Origin of the sequence: Endoryza foliicola, assembly GCF_050589245.1 — a bacterium.
GTDB lineage: Bacteria > Bacteroidota > Bacteroidia > Chitinophagales > Chitinophagaceae > Endoryza > Endoryza foliicola.
On sequence record NZ_JBOBEW010000037.1, the window covers coordinates 1 to 708 of the forward strand.

Sequence of the window (708 nt, forward strand, 5' to 3'; positions counted from 1 at the left end):
GATCTACGAGCTCAGCTCAATGCGGTTCAGTTGAAGGCTTTGGACATCTTCATTTTTGGATGTGCTGTAGGATTGCGGTTTTCAGATTTAGTGCGGGTGACCTCGAAAGACATTAAAAAAATGGAAGGAGCTTGGTACCTGTCAACTGTTAGCAAGAAGACCAAAACCGCAAGCTTGGTTCGGTTACCCGATTATGCCATAGACATTGTGAAGAAGTACCAAGGGCGCTCCAAACGCATTGTGAAATTGTTTAAGGCAGGCAATCTACATGCCTTCAATACTGCTTTACGGTCTATTGGTGACGTTGCGGGTTGGACCGAGGTATTGGGAAAGCAGCGAACCCGAAACGGCAAGACATTAAATGTTACTGCTGCTAGTCAAACCCGGTTTTGTGATCTAAAGAGTTCTCACTTGATGCGGAGATCAGCCATAACCACCATGCTGCTTGCCGGTATGCCGGAACATTTGGTTCGCAAAATATCAGGGCATGCTACCAACAGCCCTTCGTTCTACCGATATGTAAATTACACACAGCCTTTTTTAGATCAAGCCATTGAAAAAATGCACGACTTGCTAAAAAAGCAATAACCAATACTCCGGAAACAATCATCAGCCAGACTTTAAAATGTCAAAAAAGCAGTGTAGCTTTAGGGTAGTTCTTTGAGTTAGATGCGGCCCTCCGTTTGGGATGTTGATGCCAAACCGCTC

1 protein-coding gene is annotated in these 708 nt (G+C 44.8%); it reads left to right on the forward strand.

Features of this window, described 5'->3' with window-relative positions; all coding sequences use genetic code 11:
• On the forward strand, positions 1-588 hold a 588-nt coding region (locus tag ACQ2HE_RS19910; RefSeq protein WP_430902516.1), incomplete at its 5' end, for a tyrosine-type recombinase/integrase.
• Between the last annotated feature and the right edge of the window lie 120 nt (positions 589-708).